20 protein-coding genes and 1 pseudogene are annotated in these 24440 nt (G+C 49.8%); 8 read left to right on the forward strand and 13 right to left on the reverse strand.

Going from position 1 to position 24440, the window contains the following annotated elements:
- Positions 1 to 399: 399 nt before the first annotated feature.
- Positions 400 to 1746 carry an 8-oxoguanine deaminase gene (locus tag AK963_RS09340; RefSeq protein ID WP_066015195.1) on the reverse strand — a complete coding sequence of 449 codons (1347 nt, stop codon included), beginning with the start codon at positions 1744 to 1746 and terminating at the stop codon, positions 400 to 402.
- Positions 1747 to 2325: 579 nt separating this feature from the next.
- Between AK963_RS09340 and AK963_RS09345 the strand changes: the two genes are divergently transcribed.
- From AK963_RS09345 to AK963_RS09375, 7 genes are all read left to right on the forward strand, one after another.
- Positions 2326 to 2781 carry a hypothetical protein gene (locus AK963_RS09345; protein ID WP_066015196.1) on the forward strand — a complete coding sequence of 152 codons (456 nt, stop codon included), beginning with the start codon at positions 2326 to 2328 and terminating at the stop codon, positions 2779 to 2781.
- 119 nt (positions 2782 to 2900) lie between these two features.
- The gene (locus AK963_RS09350; protein WP_066015197.1) at positions 2901 to 4208 is read left to right on the forward strand and encodes a TolC family protein; all 1308 of its coding nucleotides are present in this window, start codon (positions 2901 to 2903) and stop codon (positions 4206 to 4208) included.
- On the forward strand, positions 4205 to 5746 hold the full coding sequence (locus tag AK963_RS09355) for an efflux RND transporter periplasmic adaptor subunit (protein WP_066015198.1): 1542 nt from the start codon (positions 4205 to 4207) through the stop codon (positions 5744 to 5746). Before AK963_RS09350 ends, AK963_RS09355 begins: the two co-directional genes overlap by 4 nt.
- Positions 5747 to 5757: 11 nt before the next feature.
- Positions 5758 to 8886 carry an efflux RND transporter permease subunit gene (locus AK963_RS09360; RefSeq protein WP_066015199.1) on the forward strand — a complete coding sequence of 1043 codons (3129 nt, stop codon included), beginning with the start codon at positions 5758 to 5760 and terminating at the stop codon, positions 8884 to 8886.
- Between the two features lie 55 nt (positions 8887 to 8941).
- A complete protein-coding gene (locus tag AK963_RS09365) occupies positions 8942 to 9388 on the forward strand; it encodes a DUF411 domain-containing protein (protein ID WP_066015200.1) in 447 nt (148 codons plus the stop codon).
- 158 nt (positions 9389 to 9546) lie between these two features.
- Entirely contained in the window at positions 9547 to 10140 is a 594-nt protein-coding gene (locus AK963_RS09370; protein ID WP_066015214.1) for an HAD family hydrolase, read from the forward strand.
- Between the two features lie 29 nt (positions 10141 to 10169).
- The gene (locus AK963_RS09375; RefSeq protein ID WP_066015201.1) at positions 10170 to 10961 is read left to right on the forward strand and encodes a sporulation protein; all 792 of its coding nucleotides are present in this window, start codon (positions 10170 to 10172) and stop codon (positions 10959 to 10961) included.
- 14 nt (positions 10962 to 10975) lie between these two features.
- Here AK963_RS09375 and cueR read toward each other — a convergent pair whose 3' ends face one another.
- The 3 genes from cueR to AK963_RS35230 all read right to left on the reverse strand — a co-directional run bounded on the left by cueR (position 10976) and on the right by AK963_RS35230 (position 12674).
- Positions 10976 to 11362, reverse strand: a complete 387-nt coding sequence (gene cueR / locus AK963_RS09380) for a Cu(I)-responsive transcriptional regulator (RefSeq protein ID WP_066015202.1) — start codon at positions 11360 to 11362, stop codon at positions 10976 to 10978.
- A 122-nt stretch (positions 11363 to 11484) separates the two neighbouring features.
- Positions 11485 to 12354 carry a hypothetical protein gene (locus AK963_RS09385; RefSeq protein WP_139117327.1) on the reverse strand — a complete coding sequence of 290 codons (870 nt, stop codon included), beginning with the start codon at positions 12352 to 12354 and terminating at the stop codon, positions 11485 to 11487.
- Between the two features lie 131 nt (positions 12355 to 12485).
- Entirely contained in the window at positions 12486 to 12674 is a 189-nt protein-coding gene (locus AK963_RS35230) for a hypothetical protein (RefSeq protein ID WP_066015204.1), read from the reverse strand.
- A gap of 12 nt (positions 12675 to 12686) precedes the next feature.
- Between AK963_RS35230 and AK963_RS36770 the strand changes: the two genes are divergently transcribed.
- Positions 12687 to 12938, forward strand: coding sequence for a hypothetical protein (locus AK963_RS36770; RefSeq protein WP_083232557.1), 252 nt, complete (start codon positions 12687 to 12689; stop codon positions 12936 to 12938).
- Between the two features lie 72 nt (positions 12939 to 13010).
- Here AK963_RS36770 and AK963_RS09400 read toward each other — a convergent pair whose 3' ends face one another.
- The 9 genes and pseudogenes from AK963_RS09400 to AK963_RS09440 form a co-directional block, all read right to left on the reverse strand.
- Positions 13011 to 15494 (reverse strand): heavy metal translocating P-type ATPase, encoded by a 2484-nt coding sequence (locus AK963_RS09400; RefSeq protein WP_083232558.1) that lies wholly within the window; start codon positions 15492 to 15494, stop codon positions 13011 to 13013.
- A gap of 164 nt (positions 15495 to 15658) precedes the next feature.
- Positions 15659 to 16210, reverse strand: a complete 552-nt coding sequence (locus AK963_RS09405; RefSeq protein WP_066015206.1) for a cupin domain-containing protein — start codon at positions 16208 to 16210, stop codon at positions 15659 to 15661.
- A gap of 88 nt (positions 16211 to 16298) precedes the next feature.
- Positions 16299 to 17227, reverse strand: a pseudogene (locus AK963_RS09410) (ABC transporter permease subunit).
- Positions 17217 to 18158, reverse strand: coding sequence for an ABC transporter permease subunit (locus AK963_RS09415; protein WP_066015207.1), 942 nt, complete (start codon positions 18156 to 18158; stop codon positions 17217 to 17219). The pseudogene AK963_RS09410 and the gene AK963_RS09415 overlap by 11 nt, the downstream one beginning before the upstream one ends.
- 15 nt (positions 18159 to 18173) lie before the next feature.
- On the reverse strand, positions 18174 to 19253 hold the full coding sequence (locus AK963_RS09420) for an ABC transporter ATP-binding protein (RefSeq protein ID WP_419834479.1): 1080 nt from the start codon (positions 19251 to 19253) through the stop codon (positions 18174 to 18176).
- 284 nt (positions 19254 to 19537) lie between these two features.
- Positions 19538 to 20644: an extracellular solute-binding protein gene (locus tag AK963_RS09425; protein ID WP_066015209.1), complete on the reverse strand. Its 1107-nt coding sequence runs from the start codon at positions 20642 to 20644 to the stop codon at positions 19538 to 19540.
- A 149-nt stretch (positions 20645 to 20793) separates the two neighbouring features.
- Entirely contained in the window at positions 20794 to 22203 is a 1410-nt protein-coding gene (locus tag AK963_RS09430) for an aspartate aminotransferase family protein (RefSeq protein WP_238593682.1), read from the reverse strand.
- A gap of 37 nt (positions 22204 to 22240) precedes the next feature.
- Complete coding sequence (locus AK963_RS09435) at positions 22241 to 23587, reverse strand: glutamine synthetase family protein (protein WP_066015210.1); 1347 nt, start codon at positions 23585 to 23587, stop codon at positions 22241 to 22243.
- A gap of 25 nt (positions 23588 to 23612) precedes the next feature.
- The gene (locus AK963_RS09440) at positions 23613 to 24386 is read right to left on the reverse strand and encodes a gamma-glutamyl-gamma-aminobutyrate hydrolase family protein (protein WP_066015211.1); all 774 of its coding nucleotides are present in this window, start codon (positions 24384 to 24386) and stop codon (positions 23613 to 23615) included.
- Positions 24387 to 24440: the final 54 nt, after the last annotated feature.

Genomic DNA, 24440 nt, shown 5'->3' on the forward strand with positions numbered 1-24440 from the left:
GAAAATCAACATCATTAAAACCTTCGGGTAGCTGTGGTCGACGAGACATCTGTTCTAGATAATGCATGGTAATGATGCCTAAGCATAGTTGGCGGCAGCTTAAGGATTTAGAAAATGCGATTGGTATTACAACGCTTTGAGCGTCATGTGACCGCACTGGAAACGGAGTGGATGTTGAAAACGGCCTGATTTGGTATCGTTTGGTTTGTCCAGGAATAACTTCGTCATTTTACCAGGGATTGTAAAAAAGCCGCTGCCCGCAAAAGCACAGTCGGCTTCGGCTTTTTCGGGGAGCGGGCAGCGGGTAGCGTTTGTTGAAATGTGGAGGTTATTTAAGGACAGTTACTTAGTATTGAAAAGGGAAGCACCTGGCTTCCCTTTTTTATTGCAGAAGAGATTTTATTGGTAAAGCGCTTTTGCTGCTTTGTGATGATTAGCCATCAGCTCCTGTAAATCTCCACCCAGCCACTCCCGATCTTTTACCAGCCACTCACCATTTACCATAACGCTATTGGCGCTATTAGCACCACAAACGACCAGTGCTGCTAATGGGTCATGAGCACCACTGAATCGAGGCTCGTCCAGTTTATAGAGCCCGATGTCTGCCTTTTTACCCACTGCCAGTTCACCGATATCCTCACGCCCCAGCACTTCGGCACTGCCTTTGGTGGCCAGGTATAGAGCATCGTAATGGGTGAATTCATCCGCCTGATATCGAAGGCGCTGGATCAGTAGGGCCTGACGAACTTCCTGCATCAGGTTGCTGTGATCATTGGACGCACTGCCATCCACTCCCAGCCCTACGCGACAACCGGCCTCCTTGAGCTCTTTGACCCGACAGATACCGGAAGCAAGAATCATATTGGACGAAGGGCAGTGACAGATGCCGGTTCCTGCTTTGCCCAGTCGCTGGACTTCTTCATCATTGAAATGGATCCCGTGAGCCAGCCAGGTGCGGTTATGCAACCAGCCAACTTCCTCGAGATAGTCCAGCGGTCTCAAGCCAAACATTTTCAGGCAGAAGTTATTCTCATCCTCGGTTTCTGCCAGATGGGTGTGCAGATGAACATTGTATTGGGTGGCCAGTTTTGCACTCTCTTTCATAATCTCAGTGGTGACAGAGAAGGGTGAGCAGGGGGCAAGTGCAATTTCAACCAGCTGGCGATTATCGTTCTGATGGTATTTCCGGATAAGACGTTCGGAGTCGTCCATAATGGCCTGTTCACTCTGAACCACTGATTCCGGTGGTAAGCCACCTTCTTTCTGGCTCAGTGTCATTGAACCTCGGGTTAATGTCGCCCGAACCCCCAGTGAGAGAGCCGTTTCTGCCTGAATATCAATGGCACTTTCCAAACCCCGGGGGAAAAGGTAGTGGTGATCAGCCATCGTCGTACAGCCAGAAAGCAGAAGTTCAATCATGGCAAGTCTGCTGGATTGCTGATGCATTTGAGACGTTAAACCAGCCCAGATGGGGTAAAGGGTCTGCAGCCAGGGAAACAGCTTCTTATTCAGGGCGGGTGGGCAGCAGCGTGTCAGGGTCTGGTAGAAATGGTGGTGGGTATTAATCAGGCCGGGCAACAGGACCTGGTCCCGGGCATCAACGATTGTTCTGCAGGGAGTACCGGGCTCCTGACCTGCTCCCAGTACTTCAACAATTCGTTCACCTTCGATCACAATACCGTTACTGGCGTCCAGGTCATTGGCAGTGAAGACAGCCAGTGGCTGCTTGATCCAGATTCTTTCCATTAAGGCACCTCAAGTGCTTTTTATACATTGTTGGCACTGTGCAGGAACCGGTTGAAATGATTGCCACAGTCACCCTGCACACCTGATGTTTCTTAGGGCCTGTTGACGTTTCGTTGTGTGCTCAGCGGATCAGGGCGCTCCTATGACGAGGCATGGCATTGCAGTAAGGCTGGTTGCCTTTCAAAATGCCGCAACGAAGTCATAGGGGCGCCCTGATCCGCCCGCAGGGTGGCCCAGAAAAGCGCCATCTGTTTTGTCAGACTTGTTTGATGTAGAACACTACACGCTGCACAAGTCTTTCGCGCATATGACGCTTTTCTGGGTCACTGAGCACGCAACGAAATGTCAACAGGCCCTAGAACATCCGATTGAGCGCATAACAGTGACTTGCGTGTTAATCTGTCAGGCAGGGCCCACCTTAGCAGTTGATTATTGTTTTTGCACGATGCTTGATCCTGTGTCAGTTGCCTTGCGTCAATACTCATTCATTGTTAAGGGCTGATCAAGATTGACTTACTGCCGATGATAATGGTTATATTCGTCCCAATAACCAGTTAAGTCATCAGTCCAGATAGTCAAATGCTTCAGACTTTGCATCATCGTCATCGCCGCTCATTGAGCATGGCCTTTATGGTCATGATGCTGCTGTCTGTTCTGCAATTTTGTCTGATGACAGTTGCAGAAGCGCAGGCTGCGCATCATCAGGGAGAAAGCTTTTCAGTTGATGTTGTCACAGCAGAATTAAGCCATGCTGAATCGGCGGCAGATGTCGAAATCCTCCATGACTGCTGTGCCATGGACACGGAACCTATGGCGGTAATGGAATCCGCCTGTCCTGACTGTGAAAATGATGGTGAGGTGCTACAAACCTCTGCAGGCCCTGACCTGAAACCTCTGTTCTCTCTACTCTATATTGTTGTTCAGGAAACGCTGAACCAAACGACGAATGTTCGTTTCTGGCAGCAGTTTACTGAGCCTGATATTCTTTCATCTCTTCCCGAGATCTACCTCGCAAAAGCTTCATTCCTTGAATAGTTGTTCCTGAAAACTCCAGTTGAACGATTTCCGGTTATCCCGGCAATCGCTGTGGCCGGCTGAGCTCTTAATATCGCTATTGCGCCGGTCTTCAAAGGTTGTTTTTTAGGAATATTGTCATGTTACTTAATAGGAGTATCGGGGTTGTCCGATATGGTCAGCAGCTTGCTGCAGGGCTGGGCGTTTGTCTGCTGATGATAAGCAGTGCCGCAGTCAAAGCCAGCGAAGGGCTGACACTGGCAAAAGCCGAGCAGCTTGCTCTGGCGATGGACAATGGTGTAAAGCAGTTCACCGCCCAGTCGAGCATGATTGAACAGGAGTCAATCGCCGCCGGAGGGTGGATGGACCCAAAGCTATCCATTGGCACCATGAACCTTCCGGGGAGTGACCTGGATCCCCTGAACCAGGGAATGCTTGAGTTTAAAGTGGAGCAAATGCTGCCCAGAGGCAGCAGTAACCGGATTCAGCAGAATCAGCTGCAGCTGAAAAAAGAGGCCATGGATGCCGCCGCTGAAAATCGTCTATTGCTGGTTCGGCGGGATGTGCGGCTTGCCTGGTACGATGTCTGGTACTGGCAGCGGGCCGTGGGAGCGTTAACATCTGACCGTGATCTTTATGAGTCGCTGATTGCGGTAACGGCGTCGATGTACAGCCAGGGAAAGAAAAAGCAGCAGGAGGTTTATAACGCCCGGGTGGCACTTGCCCGTCTGGATGACCAGATTTTGTCATTTTCTACAAGCCATGCAGAGAGCCTTGCCAGACTGAACCGATGGCTGGGTGAAAGCACTGTTTCTCTTGTCAGTACGGAGTTACCGGAGCTTCTCGAGTTACCAGTTGGTGCTTTAGCAGATACGGTTGAAGCCATTACTTTCCAACACCCTCTGGTGCGTGAGTCTGAACGGGTAATTGAACAGACTGAGCAGGGCGTGGCTCTGGCCAGAGAGCGCTTTAAGCCCCAGTTTGGTATCGAGTTAGCCTATGGTCGGGAGCAGGGGGATATGGCGATGATGGGAAGCGGAGACGATCGCAATAAATACTCCCTGATGGTCATGATGGATCTTCCACTGTTCACCGCAAACCGACAGAACCGCCAGCTACAGGCCAGTGAATACCGCAAGGAAGCAGCCCTGTCAGTAAGGCAGGAACTTGTACGACAGCTGGTAGGTCAATTCAATGCTGAGGTTGCCCGTTATCAAGGTCTCAGCAAGCGCCTCGACCACTATACCAGCAGTTTGCTGCCTGACGTTGAACGACAGGCCCGGGCGGCATTGACTGCCTATCAGTCAGATACCCAGGACTTTAACAGCGTGATCCAGGTGTACCGTACTCTTCTGGATAGCCGTCTTTCATATATACGACTTCAAGCTGATATTGGGCAGAGCCTTGCCCGTATTAACTATCTGATGCCAGGGAGCGACAACCAATGAGTAGGAAGATAACGGGTTTACCCCTGGCTATTGTGGCCTTTATCGCTGGAGCGGGTGGTTATCACCTCTGGCTGAATCACTCTGACCCCATCGTATCTGAAGTTCAGGAACGAGAACCTCTTTATTGGGTTGCTCCGATGGATCCTAACTACCGCAGAGATAAACCCGGCAAGTCACCCATGGGAATGGATCTGGTTCCTGTGTATGAGGAAGCGGCTGATAAGCCGCAGTTCCCCGGAACCGTATCGGTTTCTCCTGCAGTTGAAAATAACCTGGGTGTCAGGAGTGTTGCAGCAAGACGGCAGCTGCTTACACCCCAGGTGCAGACCGTTGGCAGGGTGTTGTACGACGAAGATAGTCTTATGCAGATGAACAGTCGCGTGGACGGTTGGGTGGAAAACCTTGCAGTGGCTTCCAGTGGTGAGTTTGTTGAGAAGGGCAGTCGTCTGTTTGACCTCTATTCACCGACACTGGTCAATGCCCAGGAAGAGCTGCTGGCGGCAATGGCTTCCGGAAGTCCGGCCCTGATCCGGGCATCCCGGGAGCGTCTTATGTCTCTGGATGTTCCACAAAAGACCATAGACCGGATTGTCCGGCAAAAAAAGATACAGCGAACGCTTCCCTTTTATGCGGCCCGGGCAGGTTATATCTCGCAACTTACTATTCGTGATGGCTCTTACGTCACACCGGCAAAAACATTGATTGAGCTGGCCAGCCTTGATGATGTCTGGGTGATGGCCGATGTCTTTGAGCGCCAGTCTCATCTTGTAAAAAAAGGACAGGCAGCCTTTATGTCCGTTGACTATCTGCCGGGCAAACTCTGGCAGGGTACTGTGGACTATGTCTATCCAGAGCTGGATCCACGGACTCGCAGCCTGAGAGTCCGGCTTAAGTTTCCTAACCCTGACTCTGACCTGAAGCCCAATATGTACTCTCAGGTTCGTATCGACCTGGAAAGCTTTTTCACATTAACAGTGCCGGCTGAAGCGGTGATTGAGACAGAAGAGTTGCAGCGGGTTGTCAGAGCGCTGGGCGGTGGCAGGTATCGTTCAGTAAAAGTATCAACCGGGCGTCAGGTCGGTGATCAGGTAGAAGTTTTGAAAGGGTTGTCGGAAGGGGATCGGGTGGTCACTTCTGCCCAGTTTCTGCTGGATTCGGAGTCCAGTATTAATGCGGACCTGACCCGCTTTGATGCTGAGCAGGTTATGGACCACTCCGGCCATGATATGGGCTCCATGCCGATGGATCACAGCACCATGGATCATTCCGGTCATGATATGGGCTCCATGCCGATGGATCACAGCACCATGGATCATTCCGCTCATGATATGGGCTCAATGCCGATGGATCACAGCACCATGGATCATTCAGGGCATGATATGGGTTCCATGCCGATGGATCACAGCACCATGGATCATTCCGGTCATGATATGGGCTCCATGCCGATGGATCACAGCACTATGGATCATTCCGGCCATGATATGGGCTCCATGCCAGTGGATCACAGCACGATTGACCATAAGGCCATGGGGCATTAAGGAGGCAGGATATGATCAAAGCGATAATTCATGAGTCGCTGGGGAATCGTTTTCTGGTACTCCTGGCAGCGCTTGCACTGCTGGTGGGTGGTGTATGGGTGACGAACAATACGCCAGTGGATGCCTTGCCCGATCTGTCGGATGTTCAGGTCATTATCAAAACGGATTATCCGGGACAGGCGCCCCGGCTGGTGGAAGATCAGGTGACCTATCCGTTGACCACCGCCATGATGTCGGTTCCCGGAGCCGTGGATGTCCGCGGTTCCTCAATGTTTGGCACTTCTTACGTGTACATTCTGTTTGAAGATGGAACGGATCTTTACTGGGCTCGATCACGGGTGCTTGAGTACCTGAACCAGGTGCAGGGTAATTTGCCTGCAGAGGCAAGAACGGCGCTTGGGCCTGATGCCACAGGGGTAGGCTGGGTTTATAACTATGCCCTGGTTGATCGGACTGGCAGGCATGACCTGGCTCAATTACGCAGTCTGCAGGACTGGTATCTGAAGTACCCGTTGCAATCGGTGGCTGGCGTGAGCGAAGTGGCGACAGTGGGTGGCATGGTGCGCCAGTATCAGGTAATTGCGGATCCTTACAAGCTGAGAGCCTACGGTATTCCTCTTCAGAAGCTGAAGGAGGCGTTGGCAATGGGTAACCGTGAAGCGGGTGCTTCAGCTATTGAGCTGGCAGAGGCGGAATACATTGTTCGTATTACAGGCTATCTCCAGGGGGTAGAAGATATTCGTCGTGTGCCACTGATGGTGACGGCTGAAGGCACCCCCTTAACGGTGGGGGATGTCGCCACGGTACAGGAAGGGCCTCAGATGCGTCGGGGCATTGCTGAACTGAATGGCGAAGGTGAAGTCGTCGGCGGCATTATCGTGATGCGCTATGGCGAGAATGCCAGAGAAGTGATTAGCGCGGTCAGGACCAAACTCGGTGAACTGCAGAAAGGTCTTCCAGAAGGCGTAGAAATTATCACGACTTATGATCGCTCAGGCCTGGTGGATGATTCCATTGCTACCCTGACGGGAACACTGCTACTCCAGCTGGTGATTGTGGTGGCCATCTGTGCGCTGTTCCTGATGCACTTCCGTTCATCGCTGGTCATTGTCATCAGTCTGCCACTGGGGATTCTGGGCGCGTTTGTCATTATGTACCTCCAGGGGTTGAACGCCAATATCATGTCCCTTGGGGGTATTGCCGTTGCCATTGGCTCCATGGTGGATGGCTCTATCGTGATGATAGAGAACTTTCACAAGCATATGCAGCGGGTCAGGATTACAGCTGCCAACCGATGGGCAGTGGTCAGGCAGTCGTCACTGGAAGTCGGGCCACCGTTGTTTTTCTCCCTGTTGATTGAAGCGGTCAGCTTTATGCCGGTGTTCAGTCTGCAGGCGCAGGAAGGGCGAATGTTCTCTCCTCTGGCGTTTACCAAGTCCTATGCCATGGCCGTGGCAGCCGGATTGACCATTACACTGGTTCCGGTACTGATCGGTCTGCTGGTCAGAGGGCAGGTTCGTGATGAACAGCAGAATCCGGTGAACCGCTGGATGATGTGGGCTTATCGACCACTGGTGAAGCAGGCACTGGATCGTCCTAGAACTCTGCTCATCGGGATGCTGGTGATTCTGGTGCTTGGGCTGTTGCCAGCGGCCAATATTGGCAGCGAGTTTATGCCTCCACTGGATGAAGGTGACCTGATGTATATGCCAACCACTTATGCCGGCATATCAGTGGGTAAGGCCCGGCAGTTGCTGCAACAGACTGACCGATTGATTAAAACCGTACCGGAAGTGGAAACGGTGTTTGGCAAAGTGGGCAGGGCAGAAACCGCAACCGACCCTTCACCGTTGACCATGATCGAAACGGTGGTTCAGCTGAAACCACGCAGAGAATGGCGGGAAGGGGTGACGCCAGATACGCTGCGTGCGGATCTGGAGTCACTGGTCAAACTGCCGGGTGTCAGTAATGCCTGGGTTATGCCTATACGAACCCGTATCGATATGCTGTCGACGGGGATAAAAACGCCTGTTGGCATTCAGGTAACTGGTCCGGATCTTGAGGTGATAGAAGACATTGGCCGGGAACTGGAGAACATTCTGCAGTCTGTGCCGGGTACGTTGTCGGTCTATGCGGAGCGGGTGGCGGGTGGCCGTTACATCAATATTGATATCGATCGCACCCAGGCTGCCCGGTTTGGTTTGAATATCAGTGACCTTCAGGACGTTGCGGCCTCGGCCATTGGTGGAATGAATGTGACGACCACGGTTGAGGGGTTGGAGCGGTATCCGGTTAACCTGCGTTATCCTCAGTCTTTCCGTAACTCGGTAGAGCAGTTGAAATTACTGCCGGTGGTTACCCCGACCGGTCAGAGCATTGCACTGGGTGATGTAGCGACCGTCAGGGTCGAAGATGGTCCGGGAGCGATCCGCTCGGAAAATGCCCGGCCAGCGGGGCGTGTGCTGGTGGATATTGAGAATCGTGACCTGGGCTCTTATGTGGATGAGGCAAAAGCGTTGGTGTCTGCGGAACTTGAGTTGCCTGCAGGCTACTCTCTGGACTGGACCGGGCAGTACGAATACATGGAAAGAGCCAATGAACGGCTGTCCATTATTATTCCGGCCACCCTGTTCTTTATCACCATCATACTGTTCCTGACGTTCAGACAGGCTTTTGAGGTGATCACCATCATGGCTACGCTGCCTTTTGCCATGTTGGGAGGGGTCTGGTTGATGGCCATTCAGGGCTATAACTTCTCCGTTGCCGTGGGGGTTGGTTTTATTGCCCTGGCGGGTGTGACGGTAGGTAATGCCATCATGATGCTGGTGTATCTGAATCAGTCTCTGGCTTCACGTCGACAATCTGTTGATCAACTCACACCACAGGATATTCATGATGCCGTCATGGTTGGAGCGGTATTACGCCTTCGCCCCATTATGATGACGGTCATGACCATTCTGGTGGGATTGATTCCTGTCATGCTGAATGACGGGACGGGCGGAGAAGTCATGCAACGAATTGCCGGACCCATGATCGGGGGTATTGCCAGCTCTCTGCTGGTGACGCTGGTCATGGTTCCTGCGGTGTATTTTTTGTGGCACTGTCGCTTATTAAACAGACCGGAAAATACAGTTTTATAACCTAGTGTCTCGTTAGAGATTGTTATTATCAAAGAAAGAAAATGGAGTAAACCTAATGAAAAAGACCAAGGCAATGGTACTGGGCGCTACATTACTGCTGAACTCTCTGGCTGGTTACGCGGCCGAAAAATTTCCAATGATTATGACCTATAAGTCGCCCACCTGTGGCTGCTGCTCCGAATGGATCAAACATATGGAAGAGAACGGCTTTCAGGTGATGGCCCATGATGTTCAGGATATGGGTAAATATAAGGAGAAGGCGAACCTTCCTTACGGTACGGGCTCTTGTCACACTTCCTTTGTGGGTGGCTATGCCATTGAAGGACATGTGCCAGCATCGGATGTGGTTCGACTGTTGACGGAAAAACCGGATGTTCGTGGAATTACGGTTCCCGGTATGCCCATGGGCTCTCCAGGCATGGAGTATGGTGACCGCAAAGACCCATACCAGACCATCGCCTACAAAAAAGATGGCAGGATGAGTGTTTTTGCTTCGCACTGATCTCAGCTTATCTTTCAGCAATAAAAAAATGGGCGAATACGCCCATTTTTTTATTGGATGGAGTTTTTCGGGAATTTGAATGACAGGCATTGGGGTTTATCATTCACCGTTTTATTCGGTTGCCTGTTGCAACCGTTATCAACGGAATACAGTGCTTCATGCTCGATAAACTTGCCAGTTACGATGCCATTATTTTTGATATGGATGGCACACTCATTGACTCCATGCCAACTCATCTTGAGGCATGGCGTAGGGTGTCTGAGAAATATGGATTTCCTTTTGACCGGGCGTGGCACTACTCTCTGGGAGGTGTCTCTACTGCACGGACGGCTGAACTGGTCAAGCAGCGTTATAATCTGTCGCAGGATTCCAGTGTTCTTGCTGAAACCAAATGTCTCATCTGGGAAGACATATACAGTGGCCCAGTCCTGATTGATGAGACTTATGCTGTTTTTACCCACTGTGAAGGCAATAAGAAACTGGCGGTGGGTACTGGTGCTATCCGTCCTCATGCTGAGGAACTGCTGACTGGTGTTGGGCTGCTGGAACGCCTGGACGCTCTGGTTACGGTCACCGATGTTAAAAATGGCAAGCCACACCCGGAAACCTTTCTGAAGGCTGCTGCTCTGGTGGGGGTCGCGTCGGAGAGATGCCTGGTGTTTGAGGATACTGAACTTGGCCGGGAGGCCGCTACGGCTGCAGGTATGGATTGTGTTCTGGTCATCGATGGTCAGTTGCACTGGCCAAACTGATTACTCTGTTTTTTAGTTGTTGGATATCTATGTCACTACTGAAAAAAGCAATGGCGTCACTGTCTATAGGTGCCGCAAAAGTGGATGCTGTGCTTGAGCAGCCAGAACTGATTCCTGGTAAGCGGGTGGATTTCACCATTCGGGTGAAAGGGGGAGTAGCTGAGCAACAGATTGATAACATCTATCTGAATATCTGCTGCCAGTATTTTGAAGAACTTGAAAAGCGTAAAGGAGGTGACGAAGGGACCCTTACTGAAAAGGTAAAACAGACGTTCTCTTTGAGCCAGTGGTCATTGCCAGAAACCTTTATGATTGCTCCGGATGAAGAGCGAATATTCAATGCCAGTTTTATTTTGCCATATAACACACCCATTACCCTGGGAGAGGGGAAGGTATGGCTGGAAACGGGGCTTGATATCCAGTTTGCCATTGACCCGTCGGATACTGACCTGCTGGTGGTCAGGCCGGATGCATTGATGGCCGGTCTGTTTGATGGACTCACCCAGGCAGGTTTGCAGTTGCGTCAGGCTGAATGTGAAGCAGCCAGCGGCTTTGAACTGCCGTTTGTTCAGGAGTTTGAGTTCATTCCGGTATCAGGGCAGTTTCTCGGGCGCTGGCGGGAGCTGGAAATCGTCGCCTGGCGTGATGAGCAACAGCTTAAACTCTGGTTTGAAGTCGATCGTCAGCAACGTGGTTTGAAAGGTATGTTATCCGGATTGCTGGGTAGAGGTGAGTTGAAGCGGCATCTTGAAATTTCAGCCGACTCTTCACCTGAGTCAGTTGCTGAACAGGTGCTGAACTTTCTTGATCAAACCACATAAGGACTCGTTTGACACTACCCTGCCAGCTTTTCCAGAATTGGACAGGCTGGCTGGTCATCACCCTGACAGCAGCTGACCAGATCCTGCAGACTTTCTCTGATCGTTTGCAACTGAGTGATTTTGTTTTCGACATCAGCGATTTTCTGCTGAGCCAGTGCTTTGACATCGCTGCTTTTTCGTTCCTTGTTTCTATAGAGTTCAAGCAAACCAGCGCATTCTTCAAGCGTGAAGCCCAACTCGCGGGCGTGGTGAACAAACGACAACTCTCTTATATGGCTATCGTTATAGTCACGGTAGCCATTAGACAGTCGTGAAGCCGGTGATATGAGGTTTCGGCTTTCATAATAGCGAATGGTTTTGGCCGTTAAACCGGTCACCTTGGCAGCTTGAGAAATATTCAAAATCGAGTGGCTCTAAAGAGTTTGATATCTAAAACTAGATAAAACACTACTTGAATCGCTAACAAAATCCTACTTAAGTTCAGAAATGCCTGTTTACTAAGTATCGAAACGGACGGAGCAGACTACATTGCCTGTTTGCAATTTCCATACGGCGAGTTCAGATGTAATTTGATCAGAGCCTGTATTTCAATGTTTTCTGGGTGTTCGTTAAATAGCGCCATTATGTCTTTTGTGAAACCGACACATTGCTTTTGTGCAATGCTGGTTGCCTCAAGGCGGGATGAATAAATATACAGTGGTAGTAGGATGCCTCCGATAATACCAAAAAGGTATGAACTATTATGCATAGCGGCTACTGTTTGAAAGCTGCTACCTGATATTAAATACGTTAACCCTCCGGAAACCAAAGCTATTGCGAGGTTTGTACCCAGCATGGTTACGACTGGATAAACAAGATCATGCCAGCCCATTTTAGGTGCATCGGAGCTGATTCTGGCTGATAGAGCAGAAAGCCCTCCAATAGGCAGCCCAACCCACCATGTGGCAATAGTGCCCCAGAGCAGAGCATAGAGAACACGTGACTCCGAATTGTATACAAATGGGAAATACCTCAGGGTGTGTGCTCCATGGTGCGTAAGGTACAAGTCGGAGAAATAGGCAAAATTAATCTGGGTGGTGATTAAGTCATGGATTACCCCATATAAAATTGCAGCAACCACACCCATTCCTATTATTTTGCCGATCTCAATCAATTCATCACCCGTTGTCTGTTGTTCTTCACCCCCTTTTTTATCGGAGAATTCAATGAATGCATGGTATTTGTTTTGAATGCTGACAATGGCTTCGGGATCAACATACATTGCCTGATCGAGGCGGGATGAGAGCGGAGCAGAAGCTGGAACTCCGCTTTCATCAGACCATCCAGCGGAAAGGACAAGTGGAAATAAGCCACAAAGGATTCTTAAAATGCAGGGCAGAGTCTTTATCTTCACGAATATACATACTTAATAGTGAAACCTTGATATAGGACAGAACAAAACAGCATTAGTTCAGAAACACACTGTTATGAAACGGTAGAGGTCAGATAATTATTTCTTATCTTCGTATTTCATGGAGTCCAGAGCTAAGGCAAAGATAATAATTCTTCCCTTGATAATAAACGGCCAGTAGGGATTGATGCCGATAAGGTCATACCGTAGTTGATAATAGTGAAGATCAATACTCCCGTCACCACGCCCATGTTACTGCCAACACCACCGGCAAAAGAGACCCCGCCAACTACACAGGCGGCAATGGCATCCAGCTTGTACAAAAAAACTGGCTGTTGTTCTCAGGGATATCCCATGACCTGAAAACGCCGATTATCCGTCTGAGGCTTCGTACAGAAATGCTGGATGATGATGCCAAACGGGAGCCGTTTATCTGTGATCTGGAACCCCTGGGAATCATGATCAAGTCTGCTCTGCAGGTGGTTTATGGGGGGGGGAGGCCAATGCGGACTAGCGATCAGATCAACATTACAATCGATGCTAATGGTAGTGGCCTGGTGACCGGACGCTCTGGCAAGGAGTTATGATGGCAGCCTCAGGCTACATTACAATCCAGAAGGTGAGCTGGAGGTTATCCTGAAACTGCCTGTCTTCTTATTTTACGACATATGATGTTTATTTGCTGATGGTTTGAACCACCTTAACCGATTGGCATTGGAAACCACGGTAACCGACGACAGTGCCATGGCTCCACCGGCTATGACCGGATTGAGCAGCATACCGGTAAAGGGAAATAGAATACCCGCAGCGATTGGTATGCCCAGTGAGTTGTAGATAAAGGCACCAAACAGGTTCTGTTTGATGTTTCTCAGTGTTGCCCTTGAAAGCTCAATGGCATCGGCAACACCGTGAAGAGAAGCGCCCATCAGGGTCACATCCGCAGACTCAATGGCAACATCAGTGCCAGTGCCAATGGCAAAGCCAACATCGGACTGGGCCAGGGCGGGGGCATCGTTGATGCCGTCACCGGCCATTCCCACTTTATGTCCATCCTGTTGCAGCTGTTTTACATGGCCTGCTTTATCTTCCGGCAGAACTTCTGCATGGAACTCATTGATACCAGCCTGTCTGGCAATGGCCTGTGCGGTTAACCGGTTATCACCTGTGAGCATGACCACCTTGATACCGAGTTTATGCAGTCGCTTGATGGCTGCCTGTGAATCAGAACGGATAGGGTCAGAAACCGAGATGATGCCGGCCAGTTGATGATCAATCGCCATAAACATCGGGGTCTGTCCCTGTTCTGCCAGTTGCTCTGCTTTACTGAAAAGATTTTCAACGTTGAGGCCATTGTCCTTCATCAGCTTTTCATTACCTAACAGCAATACATGACCATCGACTTTGCCGGATACGCCATGACCGGGTATGGCCTGAAAACCCTCAACGGATTTAAGTGCTATTTGCTTAGATTGAGCGGACTCAACAATCGCTTCAGCAAGGGGGTGTTCTGAACCCTGCTCCAGGCTGGCAGCCAGCACTAAGAGTTCCGCTTCTGTATATAGCTCAAGGCTGACAATCCCGGTAACAGTAGGGCGGCCTTCAGTGATGGTTCCTGTTTTATCCAGAACCAGTGTCGTCAGCTTGCTGGCCTGCTGCAATGCATCCCCCTTGCGGATCAAAATACCCAGTTCTGCCGCTTTCCCCACACCCACCATGACTGACATAGGGGTAGCAAGACCCAGAGCACAGGGGCAGGCTATGATCAGCACCGTGGTGGTGACCACCAGCATATGGGCAACCTTAGGCTCAGGCCCAACAAAAAACCAGACAGCGGCAGCCAGTATGGCAATCAGAATAACTGCCGGAACAAAGATGCTGGAAATTTTATCGGCCAGCCGGGCAATCGGCATCTTGGAACTTTGGGCTTTTTTAACCAGGGCGATAATCTGTGCAAGAGCGGTTTCGCTGCCCACTTTTTCCGCGATAAACAGCAGCGAGCCATTTTTATTCAGAGTACCGGCGGTAATGGTATCGCCCACATTCTTTTCTACGGGAATAGGCTCACCCGTCAGCATGGACTCGTCTACAAAGCTGTTGCCATCAACAATCTTGCCATCCACCGGAATCTTCTCTCCGGGGCGTACCCTGAGCGTATCGCCTTTGCGTACTTGCTGCACAGGGATATCCAGCTCTTTCCCATCACGAATTACACGAGCTGTTTTGGCCTGGAGCCCAAGCAGACGTTTGACCGCTTCACTGGTTTTACCCCTGGCCCTCAACTCAAGCGCATGGCCCAGGTTAATCAGGCCGATAATCATGGCGGAAGCTTCAAAATAGACATGCCGGGCACTGGCTGGCAGCCACCCTGGAAAAAGTACAACGATCATGGAAAAGAGCCAGGCTGCACCGGTGCCTAGTGCCACCAGAGTGTCCATATTGGCATTACGATGTTTCAGGGACTGCCACATGCCAGTGAAAAAGTGCCCTCCGGAGAAATACAGAATCAGCCCGGTCAGTATGCCAACAACTCCCCAGGCAACCTGCTCCTGAGTGTTGTTGACGCTCATCTCTCCGGTAACCATTCCCCAGATCATCAGCGGGATCCCAAGACCCAGGGCGATGGCTGTATGTTTCAGTAGATAGCGATAACGTCGCCTGTCTTCTGCTTCCTGCTGCTCCTGTTGTTTCTCAAATGAGCCTTCTTCAAGATTGAGAACAGTGCCGGGAAAACCAGCCTTTTCGAGTGCTGCAAGCACGGTATCGATATTTTTATAAATATCCATATCGCTGATGCTTTCTACCAGAACGGTTTTATCAACGAGATTAACGGTTCCCTTGACACCATCTATACCTTGCAGTGACTTCTCAATTTTCCCAACGCAGGAGGCGCAGTTCATAGAGGGGACGGAAGTGATTACTGAGGTTTTTACCCCAGAAACAAGCTCAGCGCTAAAACCAACACCTTCTATGGCACTGACTAACTCTTCCGTAGCAGCAGTTCCGGCAACCCTTGCGGTACGGTCAGCAAGATTGACGCTGGCTTCAGTAACGCCGGCAACCGCAAGCAGGGCTTTTTCTACCTTGCCAACACAGCCGGCACAGCGAAGACCACTCACTCGCAGCTCAGTTTCTCGGGCGGTCATGGGTTATGCTCCTGTGGCTATTTTGCCACTGATTGATTCATCATTGGGTAAGCATAACCCTTCCCCTTACTGGAAGGTAAAGGGATAAGTTCAAAGTAATTTGCGAATTGCATCAGGGAGCCACGACGCGTATTCCTTGGGAGAATAATCAGTGGCCCATAAGGTCAGAAATTACTGGGAGTGGTGCAACTGATCAGGCGACACTCTTCGTCATCACTGGGGTTGCGGAAGCGGTGAGGGCGGTTACTGTCGAAGTAATAGCTGTCGCCAGGGTTCAGCAGGTAGATATCATTACCAACGGTAAGCTCGAGTTGACCTTCAATAATGATGCCCGCTTCTTCACCTTCATGGCAGAGCATTTCATCGCCGGTATCAGAATTGGGTGGATAGCACTCATCCATAAAAGCCATGCCACGGTTAGCCTTGTGCTGACCGATAACCTTGATTTGTATCTTGTCCATGATCATTGGGGAGAGTTCTTCCGAACGATAGACCACGGGCTCATAGCCCTGCTCATCCATCTCCAGAGAGAAAAAAGTTACCAGAGACATGGGAATGCCACTGAGTACTTTTTTCAGGGAGCTGACTGATGGGCTGACACTGTTTTTCTCAATCATTGAAATGGTGCTATTGGTAACACCAGCGCGTTTTGCCAGCTCTCGCTGGGAGAGGTTATGCATAATTCGAACGGCTTTTAACCGTGTTCCTACATCCAAAGCAGGTCCTCCTTGAAGTTTTCCATGAGCATCAGCTCCTGTTAACCGGGGAAAACAGGAGCTTAAGCCAGCTTGACTCTGTGGGGAGTTACACCGTTGCTGACTCTGGACTCTCGACTTTGTACGTCGATTTTATACGACGACCTTCCATATCTCCTGTTTTGGTTGATTCTTCATCACTTTCATCAAAGAAGTCATCACCCAATTGCATCATCTGCAGTCGCCGAGCTTCCTGACGGCGCATAAACCACCAGGTGATAAATGCAGCCAGGGAGACGGCCAGAATAATCAAGGTTGCCAACGCATTGATTTTTGGAGTGATCCCCAGGCGTACCGATGAGAATACAACCATGGGTAGTGTTGTTGCTCCCGGGCCGGAAACAAAGCTGGCGATAACCAGGTCGTCCAGTGACAGGGTAAAAGACAGCAGCCAGCCGCCAGGGCAGGGGCAATACCGGGCAGTGTGATCTGAAAGAAAGTTTTAAAAGGCGTCGCTCCTAGGTCCATAGCAGCTTCTTCAATAGAGCGATCCACTTCCCGCAGGCGGGATGAGATGACCACGGTCGCATAGGCTGCGCAGAAGGTGACATGGGCAATCCAGATGGTCAGCATACCCCGCTCCTCAGGCCAGCCTATCGAATTGGCCATGGCAACAAACAGCAGGAGCAGTGACAGACCGGTAATCACATCCGGCATGACCAGGGGCGCGGTGATCATACTGGAGAATGCCGTCTTACCGCGGAAGCGGTTATACCGGGTCATGACAAAGGCGGCCATGGTGCCCAGTACAACCGCCATGCAGGAACTCCAGAAGGCAATCTTGAGACTCATGCCAATCGCTGCAAGCAACTGCTGGTCTTCAAAAAGCTCACCGTACCATTTGGTGGAGAAACCAGCCCATACCGTCACCAGTCTGGATTCATTGAAAGAGTAAATCATCAGTATGAGCATGGGCAGGTACAAGAACACCAGACCCAGAATCAGAATCATATTGGAGAACGTGATTTTATTTTTCATTGGTGCTCTCCAGCTCTTTTGATTGATAGTGATGGAACAGAGCCATTGGAATAATTAACAGCAGCAGCATGACCATGGCCAATGCGGAAGCTACCGGCCAGTCTCGGTTGTTAAAAAACTCCTGCCACAGGACTTTTCCGATCATCAGGCTGTCCGGTCCACCCAGTAGCTCAGGGATAACAAATTCACCCACTGCCGGAATAAAGACCAGCATGGAGCCGGCAATAACTCCGGATTTTGATAATGGGAGGGTGACTGACAAAAAGGTTTTCCAGGGTCGTGCACCCAAGTCTGCTGAGGCCTCCAGCAGGGAGTGATCATGTTTGACCAGATTTGCATAAAGTGGAAGCACCATAAAGGGCAGGTAGGCATAGACAATCCCGATATAAACGGCAAAGTTTGTATTCATCATGATGATGGGATCATCAATAATGCCCAGAGCCATCAACAGGTTATTGATCAACCCGTTGTTCTTCAGGATCCCCATCCAGGCGTATATACGGATCAGAAAAGAGGTCCATGAAGGGAGCAGGATCAGCAGTAATAATGTGGTCTGCATATGCTGGGGCGCCCTTGCCATGGCATAGGCCATGGGATAACCGAGTAGCAGACATAGCAGGGTGGCGTTAAAGGCAATTTGGATGGAGCTGAAGTATGCCCTTATGTACATATCATCTTCAGCAAGGAAGAGGTAGTTGCCAAGGTTAATGCTGATATTCAGTGTTTCATCGGCAAATTCGACCAGGTCACTGTAGGGTGGAATGGCGATGACCATTTCTGAGAAACTGATCTTCAGGACGATGGCAAAAGGCACCAGGAAAAACAGCAGCAGCCATAGATAAGGCGTGGCAATCAGCAACTTTCTTCCCGGAAATATCTGCTTGATAACGCCGAAGACAGAATTTCCCTGTTGTACATTGGTTACTTCCATAGCATTGTCCCTCCCTTAATTGTTAAGAACTACAGGGCTGGACTCTTCCCAGCTGACGTAAACAGGGTCATTCCAGGTGGGGCGCTCTCCGTGTCGCTCGGTATTGGCCATGTTGGCCTGGATGATTTTTCCGGAATCGAGGCGAACGTAATAAACAGAGTGGGTGCCAAGATAGGCAATGTCATCAATGATGCCTGAAGACCAGTTAATATCAGTAGCTGGTTTGTCTCGCGTGATGCGTGTTTTTTCCGGGCGAATAGCGACCCAGACGTCAGGGTTTTCAAGTGCAGTGGCAATACCATGACCGATGCGGACAGGGGCATTCAACAGGTGTGATTCAATAACGACATGGTCTGCCTCATCCTGAGTGATCTTTCCTTCGAACATATTGATGGAACCAATAAATTCGGCGGCCATGCGGCTGTTGGGAGTTTCGTATATATCGGTAGGGGATCCAACCTGAACAATCCAGCCGGCATCCATGATGGCAATGCGGTGAGCCATGGTCATGGCTTCTTCCTGATCGTGGGTAACCATCAGACAGGTAACGCCAACTTGTTCAATGATTTCGACCAGTTCCAGCTGCATACGGGTTCTAAGCTTTTTATCCAGGGCACCCATAGGCTCATCAAGCAGAAGCAGCTGGGGTTCTTTTGCCAGGCTCCTTGCCAGTGCAACACGCTGCCGTTGTCCACCAGAGAGTTGATGAGGCTTACGTTTTGCGTACTGTGTCATATGGACAAGATTGAGCATCTCATCCACTTTCTTTTGAATTTTATCTTTCGGGAGCTTGTCCTGCTTTAAGCCATAGGCAATGTTCTGTTCAACCGTCATATGAGGAAACAGTGCATAAGACTGAAACATCATATTAATGGGGCGCTCGTAGGGGGGGAGGCTGGTTATGTCCTGCCCACCAAGGATGATCTGGCCAGAAGTCGGTTTGTCAAACCCTGCCAGCATTCTCAATAATGTTGACTTGCCTGAGCCGGATGCACCGAGCAGCGCAAAGATCTCCCCTTTGGGAATATCAAGGGAAACGTGGTCGACGGCCAGTACATCATCAAACTTTTTGGTAACGTTTTGAATCTGTAACATTGGCTTTTGTTCAATGCTACCTGGAGAGGCTACGTCAATATTGGACATGTGACTTACACCTTTCTTTTCTTTTCTTTTTATGATTTTCAGGTGGTATGAGCTGCCTGTGATGGCAGTTCACAATGAATAATTTGTAATGTTGTCAAATGAATCAAAGAGTCGATTGCAAAAAACAGCAGTCAGATGCTCTTTGCAACAAGCTCTCTGCTTTTCAAATCATATCGACAGTGAATTAATGGCTTCCTGACTCTTCAGGGTTAAAGAGCCAGGAAACGGGTCGTTAATTACTGTCCAGCAGTTACATTAGTGAATGAACGGTTAATTACCCGATTGATTTTTGGAGGCAGCACCTCAAAAACATAAAGGTTCTTTTTTGCACTCTCTGTTGGGTAGATTCCCGGATTCTCCCGGATTTCCTCATCGACAAGAGCCTCGGATGACTTGTTCGCACTGGCGTAAGCAACGTAGTTACTGATTTCAGCCATAACGTCAGGCTTCAGGAGGTAGTTCAGGAAAGCGTATGCTTCATCAACATTTTCAGCATCATTCGGGATGGCAAGCATATCAAACCACATGCCTGCACCTTCCTTTGGAATGGTGTATTCAACAACAACTCCGTTGTCAGCTTCATAAGCACGATCGCTGGCCTGCAGGACGTCACCGGACCAGCCAATAGCAACACAGATATCGCCGTTAGCAAGATCGGAAATAAAGCGGGAGGAATGGAAGTAAGTAATGTATGGCCTTACTTTCATTAACAGTTCTTCTGCTTTTGCATAATCCGCTTTATTCGTGGAGTTAGGATCAAGGCCCAGGTAGCTGAGAGCTGCTGGTACAACCTCGGTTGGGGCATTCAGGAAGGCAACACCACATTTGCTCAGTTTACTGATATTTTCTTCTTCAAAAACCAGAGACCAGCTGTCAACAGGCGCCTCTTCGCCGAGGTATTTCTCAACCAGGTCCGGGTTGTAACCAATACCTGTGGTACCCCAGAGATAAGGGAAGGAATGTTTGTTTTCCTGGTCGTAGGTTTCAACCAGGCCCATGATTTCATCATCCAGGTGCTTCCAGTCTGGAAGTTTGCTCTTATCGAGCTCTTTAAATACGCCTGCCTGAATCTGGCGGGCCATGAATGATGCCGATGGAACTACAATATCGTAGCCAGTTTTTCCTGACAGCAGCTTGGCTTCGAGTACTTCATTACTGTCAAAAACATCATAGCGAACCTTGATACCCGTTTCTTTCTCAAAGTTGGCAATGGTGTCTTCGGCAATGTAGTCAGACCAGTTATAGACATTCAATGTCTTTTCTTTGGCCATAGCCAGCGGAGAGGCCATCATTGTGCATGTGACGGCTGCTGTAATCAGAGATTTTCCCAGATTTCTGATCATTGGTAGTCCTTTGTTTATTCTTGTTATTTCACTATAAATCGATAGGCATTGATTCCAATGAATCAATGCCTACCAGCTCACAGCATTGATGTGAGGCACGGACGATAACAACACTGTGGAGTGATTTCCACTATCTCTGCTCCTTCACTTTAAGAGTTGAGATACTCCAAAGTTAAATCAAGACACTTCCGTGCTTTGGTCACCAGCTCATCAATTTCAGTGTGACTGATGATCAGCGGTGGAGAAATGATCATGGTATCGCCAACAGCACGCATCACCAGACCATTTTTGAAACAGAAGTCACGACAGACGGTGCCTGCAGTGCCTTCATCATCAAAACGGGTTCTTGCTTCCTTGTTATTGGTAAGTTCCAGTGCAGCAACCATGCCGACGCCACGGGTTTCACCGACCAGGGGGTGCTCTGTCAGTTCAGCCCAGCGCTTCTGCAGGTAGGGTCCGGTTTCTGCTTTCGCCTTTTCAATGATCTTTTCGTCCTGCAGGATTCTGATGTTTTCCAGTGCAACTGCAGCAGCCGTTGGATGACCTGAATAGGTGAAGCCATGGTTAAAGTCACCACCAGACTGAACAATCTCAGCCACCCTGTCGCTGACCATAACTCCACCAATAGGCAGATAGCCAGAGGACATGCCTTTGGCCATGGGCATCAGGTCTGGCCTGAGGTCGTAGTAATCACTGCCAAACCATTCACCGGTGCGACCAAAGCCACAGATGACTTCATCGACCACAAGGAGAATGTCGTATTTATTCAGGATACGTTTGATTTCCGGCCAGTAGGTGGTGGGTGGAACAATAACACCACCTGCACCCTGGATAGGTTCAGCAATGAATGCCGCTACCTTGTCTTCACCCAGCTCAAGAATTTTTTCTTCCAGTGCCTGTGCTGCTTTGAGCCCAAACTCTTCAGGGGTTAGATCACCTCCTTCACCATACCAGTAGGGTTGCTGAATATGGACAATGCCAGGAATCGGCAGGCCACCCTGTTTGTGCATGGGCTTCATGCCACCCAGGCTGGCTCCGGCTACGGTAGAACCGTGGTAGGCATTCTCCCGGCTGATGATCACCTGTTTCTCTGGCTGGCCTTTGGTGGCCCAGTAATGGCGGACCATACGCAGCACGGTATCGTTACACTCTGACCCCGAACCGGTGAAAAAGACGTGGTGCATATGTTCGGGGGTGATCTCAGCCAGCTTCTCAGCCAGCTGAATAGCCGGGTTATGGGTGGTTTTAAAGAAAGTATTGTAATAAGGCAGCTCTTTCATCTGATTGCAGGCTGCTTCAACCAGCTCATGACGACCATAACCAACGTTGACACACCAGAGCCCGGCCATACCATCAAGAATTTTATTCTGATCGCTGTCGTACAGATAAACCCCGTCGGCTTTTTCAATAATTCTCGCACCTTCTTCTTTCAGGGCGCCATTATCTGCAAATGGGTGCAGGTGATGTTTATGATTTTTTTCCTGCCTTTGGGTTGTGGTCTGTTCCGCTTTCTGAATCGTTACAGCGCTTTTTACTGGCTCAGCAATAGCATGACTCATATTATTATTCCTGCTCTTGTTATTATTGTTTGGGTAATCACACTGTCATTTGCAGATATTCACGCTCCCAGGAGCTGATAATCTCTTTAAAGTTCTGGTATTCGGCACGCTTCACCTCAACATAGGAGCGGACAAACTGCGTTCCCAGAGTCTCTTTAAGAATTTCACTCTGCTCCATCAGCTCAAGGGCTTCCTCAAGATTAAGTGGAAGTCTCTTGTCGTTAGAGTCATCAGAGGCATTTCCTGTTACTGCCTCTGTTGGCTCTGCTTCATTAATCATGCCCAGGTAGCCACAGAGCAGTGAGGCTGCAAAGGCGAGGTATGGGTTCGCATCGGCTCCTGCCAGCCTGTTTTCTACACGACGACCTGCTGCAGATGAGTCTGGGATTCTCAAGCTGACGGTACGATTGTCAATTCCCCAGGCCAGATTCACAGGTGCAGAGGTATCCCTGAGAAAACGACGATAGGAGTTTACGTTAGGAGCAAAAAGTGGCATGGCTTCAGAGACATACTTTTGAAGCCCACCAATATAGTGGTAAATCATTTTGCTGGGAGAGCCATCTTCGTTGCTGAAGATGTTATTCCCTTTGTTATCCAGAATGCTCTGGTGCAGATGCATTGAGCTGCCAGGTTCACCACTGATGGGCTTAGCCATAAACGTGGCATTAATATCGTGCTTTAAGGCTGCTTCACGGACGGTTCTTTTGAAGACAAATACCTGGTCTGCCAGAGACAGTGCATCACCATGGCGGAAATTGATTTCCATCTGGGCCGCACCTTCTTCATGAATCAGGGTGTCTACATCCAGCCCCTGCTCTTCACACCAGTCATAGACATCTTCAAACAGTGGGTCATATTCATTGGCAGCATCAATACTGTAGGATTGACGACCAGACTCTGGCCGGCCAGATCGGCCAACGGGGGGCTGAAGAGGGTGATCCGGGTTTGCTGTTCTTTTGGTCAGATAAAATTCAAGCTCTGGTGCAACAACCGGCGTCCAGCCTCTGGCTTCATAAAGTGCCAGAACATTTTTGAGGACAGCCCTGGGAGCCATGCTGATCAGGTTACCCTGCTTATCGTAGCAGTCATGGATAACCAGCGCCGTTGGCTCCAGAGCCCAGGGTACCATGTGGACAGCAGACTCATCAGGCTTGAGAATCATATCGATCTCAGCCGGGCTCATCAGTTCGTTATAGATTTCGTCGTCGACGTAATCCCCGGTTACGCCCTGAATCAGTACGCTTTCCGGAAGACGTATTCCCTTTTCTGCAATAAATTTATTGCTGGGCATGATTTTGCCCCGGGCAATACCGGTAAAGTCGGAGATTACAGCTTCGACTTCGGTGATTTTTTGCTCTTTTAACCAGCTAGCCAGTTTTTTCATAGTATCATTTTTGTTGTTATCGTTCTTATTGATGACGATGGAACCGTTGGTAATGCCTTGTGCGACAGGCTTCGGCAAATGCCTGATAGATCGTCATGGAAAACAGGTTCTCGGAAACCTTGTATTCAGGGTGCCACTGAACGGCGAGTGCAAAATTTTTGCTGTTTTGAACGGAAATGGCTTCGACCAGACCATCTGGTGCACAGGCTTCGATTTTCAAGCCTTCTCCCAGGCGATCAATACCCTGCATATGAACCGTATTGACCATTTGTTCACCGGTACCCGCAATAGCTGCAAGGATACCTCCGGGCTCAATCACGACGGGGTGAGCTGGTCCGTACTGCACATCTAAAGGGGCTTTTTTATCTTCACGATGTTCCTGGTATTGGCCGGTTTCATGCAGCTTCTGGTGCAATGTTCCACCAAAAGCCACGTTCATTTCCTGAAATCCACGACAAATGCCTAATAAAGGAATACCCAGTTCTATGGCATCAGGGATGAGTTGCAGTGTTGTATTGTCTCTCTGGGCATCTTCATGTGCATCCGGGCCAGCCGGTGCACCACCATAGCGCCAGGGCTCTATATTTGAGTAGCCGCCAGTAACCAGAAGGCCATCAAGCTGCTCTAGAATATCCTGACTATTCAGAGCTACCGGTAGAGAAGGGATAATGACGGGAATGGCATTGGCACCATGGACAATGGAGGCAAGGTACTTTTCTCCGGCCTGATGCACCCGGTGCAGGCCATCCATTGTGGTATCTGCAGTAACGCCGATTAGCGGGCGGATATCTGTTCCCATAGTTTGCCTTTTTATTATTTTTTACGGTTTGGTGCAGGTGTTTGTTTTATTGAA

The sequence above is a fragment of the Endozoicomonas atrinae genome (assembly GCF_001647025.1).
GTDB lineage: Bacteria > Pseudomonadota > Gammaproteobacteria > Pseudomonadales > Endozoicomonadaceae > Endozoicomonas > Endozoicomonas atrinae.

What these genes read in the sequence shown, in the direction of transcription:
- AK963_RS09340 (WP_066015195.1), bottom strand. Translation starts at nt 1,746, where the DNA reads ATGGAAAGAATCTGGATCAAGCAGCCACTGGCTGTCTTCACTGCCAAT.
- AK963_RS09345 (WP_066015196.1), top strand. Translation starts at nt 2,326, where the DNA reads ATGCTTCAGACTTTGCATCATCGTCATCGCCGCTCATTGAGCATGGCC.
- AK963_RS09350 (WP_066015197.1), top strand. Translation starts at nt 2,901, where the DNA reads ATGTTACTTAATAGGAGTATCGGGGTTGTCCGATATGGTCAGCAGCTT.
- AK963_RS09355 (WP_066015198.1), top strand. Translation starts at nt 4,205, where the DNA reads ATGAGTAGGAAGATAACGGGTTTACCCCTGGCTATTGTGGCCTTTATC.
- AK963_RS09360 (WP_066015199.1), top strand. Translation starts at nt 5,758, where the DNA reads ATGATCAAAGCGATAATTCATGAGTCGCTGGGGAATCGTTTTCTGGTA.
- AK963_RS09365 (WP_066015200.1), top strand. Translation starts at nt 8,942, where the DNA reads ATGAAAAAGACCAAGGCAATGGTACTGGGCGCTACATTACTGCTGAAC.
- AK963_RS09370 (WP_066015214.1), top strand. Translation starts at nt 9,547, where the DNA reads ATGCTCGATAAACTTGCCAGTTACGATGCCATTATTTTTGATATGGAT.
- AK963_RS09375 (WP_066015201.1), top strand. Translation starts at nt 10,170, where the DNA reads ATGTCACTACTGAAAAAAGCAATGGCGTCACTGTCTATAGGTGCCGCA.
- AK963_RS09400 (WP_083232558.1), bottom strand. Translation starts at nt 15,494, where the DNA reads ATGACCGCCCGAGAAACTGAGCTGCGAGTGAGTGGTCTTCGCTGTGCC.
- AK963_RS09415 (WP_066015207.1), bottom strand. Translation starts at nt 18,158, where the DNA reads ATGGAAGTAACCAATGTACAACAGGGAAATTCTGTCTTCGGCGTTATC.
- AK963_RS09420 (WP_419834479.1), bottom strand. Translation starts at nt 19,253, where the DNA reads ATGTTACAGATTCAAAACGTTACCAAAAAGTTTGATGATGTACTGGCC.
- AK963_RS09425 (WP_066015209.1), bottom strand. Translation starts at nt 20,644, where the DNA reads ATGATCAGAAATCTGGGAAAATCTCTGATTACAGCAGCCGTCACATGC.
- AK963_RS09430 (WP_238593682.1), bottom strand. Translation starts at nt 22,203, where the DNA reads ATGAGTCATGCTATTGCTGAGCCAGTAAAAAGCGCTGTAACGATTCAG.
- AK963_RS09435 (WP_066015210.1), bottom strand. Translation starts at nt 23,587, where the DNA reads ATGAAAAAACTGGCTAGCTGGTTAAAAGAGCAAAAAATCACCGAAGTC.
- AK963_RS09440 (WP_066015211.1), bottom strand. Translation starts at nt 24,386, where the DNA reads ATGGGAACAGATATCCGCCCGCTAATCGGCGTTACTGCAGATACCACA.